The organism is Lactobacillus sp., assembly GCF_051873315.1.
Taxonomy (GTDB): domain Bacteria; phylum Bacillota; class Bacilli; order Lactobacillales; family Lactobacillaceae; genus Lactobacillus.
The window spans coordinates 1-5,953 of the sequence record NZ_JBJEES010000131.1 but is presented as its reverse complement, the minus strand read 5'-3'; the positions used below and the strand labels follow the sequence as shown (position 1 = coordinate 5,953).

Sequence of the window (5,953 nt, the reverse complement as noted above, 5' to 3'; positions counted from 1 at the left end):
TTTTGTCTTTGGGATCAACACGGGGCTCCGGATTTCCGATATCGTCAAGGCCAAGGTCTCAGATATCGAGGACGGAGAATGGTACAACCTGGTTGAAACCAAAACCCACAAGAACCGACATGCATACATTGGCAATATCAGCCAGGATTTGGCCAACTACATCGCGCAAATGCAGCTAAAGCCAGATGACTGGCTTTTCCCTTCCAGAAAAGGGGAGGGGCATATTGAAGGCAAGTCTTTTTACAAGGACTTGAAGCGGGCAGCCCGGCAGTGTGAGATTGATCCGAATACTGTCGGCACACACACCCTGCGCAAAACTTTTGGCTATCACTATATCAAGAGCGCGACCACCCCGGCTGGCGATCCGGACCCCCGGGCCTTGTACAAGCTGCAGAAGATGCTGAACCACAGCAGCCCGACGACGACTTTGCGCTACATCGGTCTGGAAGACGAGAGCATGGAAGAAGATCTGAAGACTTTCCGATTAGGATAAAAGATAGCATTTTTGAACTAGCAATTATTTGCGCTTAAATGTGCAACTGGTCACTGCTAACTTTTTAAGCGCCGCAGAATCGCCCTCTCAGCACTGATAAAAAGTTAGCAATTTTATAGACATAACAATAATTATGTAAACTTAAAATCGACTAAAACAAAATCCTTCGAATTTTTTCGAAGGATTTTTTGCTAGATAGAGTAGGGAATTAATAAACAGTTATTAGTTGCTCTCAGTCTCAAGCAGTCCGTACGCGGGAAGTGGATCCGTGGTCTGCAGCAGCCTGCGATAGCGTCTCTGTTGTCTCTGCAGGTTTTCATCGGCAATCGTACGTGCACCGAAAGTCATAAAGGGACGGACGTATTTCATGCCGGTCAAGCCGGCCATTGACTGGTAGGGCCGGAGCAATTCCGCCAGCCGGTAGCCGTGCAGGCCTTCCCGGGTGTAATGTTCCTGCCCGCCGCCAACGGAAACGCAGACCAGCAGTTCCTTGCCATGCAAGGCTTTGCCCTTGCTGCCATAGGCCCAGCCGTGAGTCAGCACGTCATCTTCCCACTGTTTTAGCAGGGCCGGGCTGCTGTACCAGTAGATCGGGAATTGGAGCACGACCCGGTCGGCAGCTTCAAGCGCTGCCTGTTCAGCCGCTACGTCGATTTTGAAGTCAGGATAGAGCTGATAGAGATCGCGCACTGTAACGTTGTCAAGGGCTGCGGCTGCTTCGAGCAGCGGACGGTTGACCTTTGAAGCGCGCGGATGCGGGTGCGCGAAAATGATCAAAGTTTTCATGGAGATTTTTTTGCCTTCTTTTTTCACGGGGAAAATTAATGGCTGCGGTTCCGGTAGTCCTTGACGCTCTTGAAGCGGGCCAGTTCCTCACTTTGGCCGCTCTCTTCCAGATACTGGCTGTACTGGTCGGCCAAGTCAGGCACGACTTCGTTACTGCCAGGAGTGAAGTGAATCTTTTCGGTACCGGCTTTAATCGCGGTCTCGAAATACCATTCCTTAAACTTCAAGTAGCACAAGGTATCCTGCAGGTCGCTGATCTGTATCTGCAGGTCCTTTTCGTGTGCTTTCAAGAGCTGGTAGCGGTCCTCAAGAGTGCTGTCGCCTTGCAGGCGCATTTGGATGAAGTCAGCAATATCGGTCACCGGCACGCCGGCGTTTTTAAGGCAGATGATCGTGCGCATCAAGTGAACGTCATTTTCGGAAAAAACGCGCCGGCCGTTTCCGTTGCGCTGGATGAAGGGCAGAAGGCCCTCCTTGTCATAGTAACGAATCGTGTCAATAGAAATACCTAGTTTTGCCGCAACTTGACCGATGCTGTAGCTCATCTTTTCCTCCAATGCTTATCTGTTTTTAGTCACTTACTTGTCATCGGTTGACAGAGAGATGGCGCGATTGCTCTCAATTTCGGCTGCCAGTTTGCGCAGCTTTTCCAGGCTGCCGTTGTAGGCAAATTCACCAAGCGGCAGGTGGTCTGGCATCTCGTCGCTGTTAACTGCGTCAATGATTGCCTGGGCAATCAAAGCTGGATCCCCAGGTGCATTGTCAACCGCCTGGTCAGTCGTTGCAACCATGTTCTTGAATTTGGCATAGTCAGCGATTTCCGGCACCTTCTTTTCAGATGAAGAGCCAGCCCAGTTGGTCCGCGCGCCGCTCGGTTCAACCGTCAATACCTTGATTCCAAGGTCAGCTACTTCCTGGCGCAGGGCATCAGAATAGCCTTCAACCGCAAACTTTGCGGCACTGTAGTAGCCCATGGTTGGCAGAGTAGTCAAGCCCAGAGCCGATGAAATATTGACAATTATACCACTCTTGTTAGCCCGGAACTGCGGCAGCAAGGCTTCCGTCATTTCGGCCAGGCCAAAGAAGTCAACTTCAAACATGTAGCGCACTTCCTGCAGGTCGCTTTCTTCAATCGTTGAGAAATAGCCCAGACCGGCATTATTGACCAAGACATCGATTTTTGGCGAAAATGCCAGGGCTTATGCAGCTGCCCGCTTGACCGCTTGCGGATCAGACACGTCAACGATGACTTTTTGATCTGACCGTGATCGTACTGATCAAGATAGTCAAGATCAGCTTCCTTACGGGCGGTGGCGATGACGCTGACGCCGTCTTCCTGGGCCAGCTTGCTTGCCAAGGCCTTGCCAAAACCGCTTGAAGTACCAGTAATCATCCAAGTTTTCATGGTTAATTTACCTCCTTGTCTACAATTGTTAATATTGTTCTCTAGCTGCAGTTAACAAGCCGTCAAGCCAAGCCTGGTGGCCGTTAAGCATTGGGTTTGGGACAGTTACGGCCAGTTCAGCGGCAGACTTGCCCAGCTGAGATTCCTGGGTCAAGAGGCGGACACGATTGTCAGGCAGCTGTTCGATCAAGAAAGCGTGGTATACGTCGATTGAAGAGTCTTCATCCCCGTCATTCCAGCCATGCCAGGCGATTCTGGCTACCGGACTGTCAACCGTCGGGCTGACCAGTTCCATGACCTGGGCATCGATCGGGAAGCCGAAAGTATCAAAGTGGAAACGTTCGCCGTAGTGAAGATCGCTGTTTTCGCCGTTGGTAAGTTCAATATTAGCGGCGTTGTCGTAGTACTTTTCCCATTCAGCAGTATCTATAAGATAGTGCCAGATGTCAAAAACTGTCAGATCTTTAACAATAACCTCATTAGAAACAAAATTGTCAGTCGTTCCAGGCAAAAAACGGCTTGGAAAGCTAATTGAATGCATGTGTAATTCCTTCTTTCGTTAACTTGATAGTAATTACTGTAAAACCTGGAGCTAGCTCTAGGTCAAGCATTATTTTGATTTTTTGGGGGAATTGCACTGACTCCTTAAAAATAGTACTTGAATAAGCAAAAAACGACCGCGTGAGCACTTGCTCCACGGGTCGTTTTGTAGTTTTAGTGGCTACAGAATGTATTCCATCGTAGTTTCCTTGACTTTGAGGCCGTTTTTCTCATAGAAGCGAATGGCGGAATCGTTGCCGGCCCAAACGTTTAGAGTCACTTCATAGCATCCTAGGCGCTTGGCTTCCTGCTTGACGAAATCCAGCAAAGCCCGGCCGACGCCTTGAGAGCGGCGGGAGCTGTCAACGCACAGATCATCTATAAAGAGTGACTTGAACTGCACCATGTTTGTAGAAAAAGGCTGCTCTTGAAGCTGCGTAAAGGCATAGCCTAATACGTCATCATTTTCGTTAACCGCAACATAAATTGGCTTTTGATCGTCCTTTAACAATTCCATCAGTTCTTCAACCGTGTACTTGGTTGTACCAGGAATAAAGACATCCGGCCGGATAGAAGCATGGATTTCAAGCACTTCGTTGAGTAAATTCATAATTGCTGGGACATCTTTATCCCGTGCGCGCCGTATATTCATTTTGTGCACCTCTTAAATTAAGTATTTCTGATATTTTAACACTATTTTCTGCTAAAAATAGTAATGAAATTAGATCTGATTTAAAGCAAAATTGGTCCGTTCTAATTTTTAAAAAGGCTTTGACTTTTTCAAAAAATAGCGCTAACATATTACGCAAGGTATTATCAATCTACAAATTAGATTAACTTGTTATAGCTGTTTTTAGGGCTACCGAGCTCTTTTTTTGAGCACTATTATAACTTAACAGATATAATCTGATTGCAATGCAGATTTTTGTGCCTTGAATAGAAAAAATGGGAGGTATTTTTACGAGGAAAAGGAAAAAAGTAAAAAGGCTTAGGAAATTCCTAGCCTGGCAGATGATTGTCTTGATGTTGTTGGGAAACTTGTCCGTTAATGTAACCAACTCCATTGCGGCAACAACAGAAACAACATCATCTACCGAAGCGGAAGGAGATGAGGAAGAAAAGGAGACTTCCACTAATACTGAAGCTGCTTCAGAAGCAAACTCCATAAGCAGCAGCCAGGCACAGTCAAGTAATACGGACCGTTTAAGAACTAACCAAGCACGTGCTCCGTCGCAAAAGTCTTCCGGCAGGGATGTCAGTTCAAACATCACCAGTCTGACGGTTTCAAAATCACATGTGAATGATGGCGAAAGAATTGAAGTGAAATTCAATTTTGATGACCATGCTGTCAAGATGCAAGAAGGCGACCAGATCTCAGTGAAATGGACAGGTAGCAGTACAGTTTTTGCCGAAGGTTATCAGCTTAACAAAGATCTTTACATTGACGGTGTAAACGTCGGTACTTTACAGATCACACAAAACAGTGCGGTCGTCTCTTTTAATAAGAATATCGAGGATCTTGACAACGTTAATGGCTGGGCATCATTTGAAATCTTAGGACGCAACGTAACGAACACTACATCTGAGTCAATTGGTACGGTTAGAATTAGCAGCGGGTCCAAGTATAACGACATTGAGATTACGAAACCAAAGTCTGGCGATTCTGGTAGTGGTGGAAACCCGTTTTACTACAAGACTGGTGACATGCTTCCATCGGATACTGACCACGTTCGCTGGTTCTTGTGCGTGAACAACACTAAAGATCAAGTCATTGGTGACACCAAGCTTCTTGACCAAATTCAGCCAGGACAAAAGCTCGATACAAGCAGTTTTAAGATTACAGTTTCAGGTCGGAATAATGACTTTTTCTATGGGGATGATGCAATCAGTAAGTTTGAAGCTGCATATCCAGGTTCAGAAATCAAGGTTGATGGACAGAATATCAACGTAGTTTTGCCAGAACGTCATGTCTCCAGAAACAACATTGTGATCAACTACAAGACTTCGATCATTGATTACAATCAGAAGAAGTTCACTAACAACAGCCAAGCTTGGTATCAGATTTCAGGTGATTCAGCTGTTGCAGGGAAAGACTTCAATTTCCAGGTAACCAATGTCAACGCTGACGGCGGGGTGGATGGCAGCAATCGGACCAGCGTCAGCGTAAAAAAAGACTGGGTTGGGGATGATAAATCCGACCGGCCGGAAAGCATTAAAGTCCAGTTGTATGCCGATGGTTATCCAACTGGTGATCCGGTGACGTTGACAGCAGCAGATGGCTGGAAATACACCTGGGATAAACTGGTCAAAGCTGTTCATGGCAATAAAATTGCTTATACGGTGAAAGAAGTGAACGTGCCTGATGGGTACGAAAGCAGTGTCTCCAACACTGGAAATGACTTTACAATCACTAATAAGCAAGCCAAAAAGGTTACAGTTTCTGGACAAAAGAGCTGGAAAGATAATGACGACCAAGATGGTCTGCGTCCTGACTCGATCACAGTTCATCTTTTAGCGGATGGGGAGGAAATCAATAGTCAGAAGGTTACTGCAGCAGACAAGTGGCAGTATAGTTTCGACAACTTGCCAGAATATAAGGATGGCAAGAAGATCGCTTACTCCATCAAGGAAGATGCAGTCAAAGGCTACGATTCACAAGTCGATGGTTACGATGTAACTAATACCCACCAGCCGGAAACCACAGCTGTACTGGGTCAGAAGACTTGGGT

General features: G+C 46.6%; 8 protein-coding genes. 2 read left to right on the top strand and 6 right to left on the bottom strand.

The annotated features are described in order from the left end of the window. Positions 1–493 (top strand): tyrosine-type recombinase/integrase (locus ACI32D_RS07715; protein WP_439776003.1); only part of this gene is annotated, 493 nt, incomplete at its 5' end. 222 nt (positions 494–715) lie between these two features. On the opposite strand, the gene ACI32D_RS07710 is transcribed toward ACI32D_RS07715, so the two are convergent. The 6 genes from ACI32D_RS07710 to ACI32D_RS07685 all read right to left on the bottom strand — a co-directional run bounded on the left by ACI32D_RS07710 (position 716) and on the right by ACI32D_RS07685 (position 3,834). Next, positions 716–1,279: an NAD(P)H-dependent oxidoreductase gene (locus ACI32D_RS07710; RefSeq protein ID WP_439776002.1), complete on the bottom strand. Its 564-nt coding sequence runs from the start codon at positions 1,277–1,279 to the stop codon at positions 716–718. Between the two features lie 35 nt (positions 1,280–1,314). After that, positions 1,315–1,824: a MerR family transcriptional regulator gene (locus ACI32D_RS07705; RefSeq protein WP_439776001.1), complete on the bottom strand. Its 510-nt coding sequence runs from the start codon at positions 1,822–1,824 to the stop codon at positions 1,315–1,317. A 33-nt stretch (positions 1,825–1,857) separates the two neighbouring features. Then, the gene (locus ACI32D_RS07700; RefSeq protein WP_439776000.1) at positions 1,858–2,448 is read right to left on the bottom strand and encodes an SDR family NAD(P)-dependent oxidoreductase; all 591 of its coding nucleotides are present in this window, start codon (positions 2,446–2,448) and stop codon (positions 1,858–1,860) included. Further along, on the bottom strand, positions 2,343–2,684 hold the full coding sequence (locus ACI32D_RS07695) for a hypothetical protein (protein WP_439775999.1): 342 nt from the start codon (positions 2,682–2,684) through the stop codon (positions 2,343–2,345). The genes ACI32D_RS07700 and ACI32D_RS07695 overlap by 106 nt, the downstream gene beginning before the upstream one ends. A gap of 28 nt (positions 2,685–2,712) precedes the next feature. Beyond that, positions 2,713–3,225, bottom strand: a complete 513-nt coding sequence (locus ACI32D_RS07690; protein ID WP_439775998.1) for an SRPBCC domain-containing protein — start codon at positions 3,223–3,225, stop codon at positions 2,713–2,715. A gap of 180 nt (positions 3,226–3,405) precedes the next feature. After that, positions 3,406–3,834, bottom strand: coding sequence for a GNAT family N-acetyltransferase (locus ACI32D_RS07685; RefSeq protein WP_439775997.1), 429 nt, complete (start codon positions 3,832–3,834; stop codon positions 3,406–3,408). A gap of 335 nt (positions 3,835–4,169) precedes the next feature. On the opposite strand from ACI32D_RS07685, the gene ACI32D_RS07680 reads away from it, so the two are divergent. Then, positions 4,170–5,953: Cna B-type domain-containing protein (locus tag ACI32D_RS07680; protein WP_439775996.1), on the top strand; the 1,784-nt coding region annotated here is incomplete at its 3' end.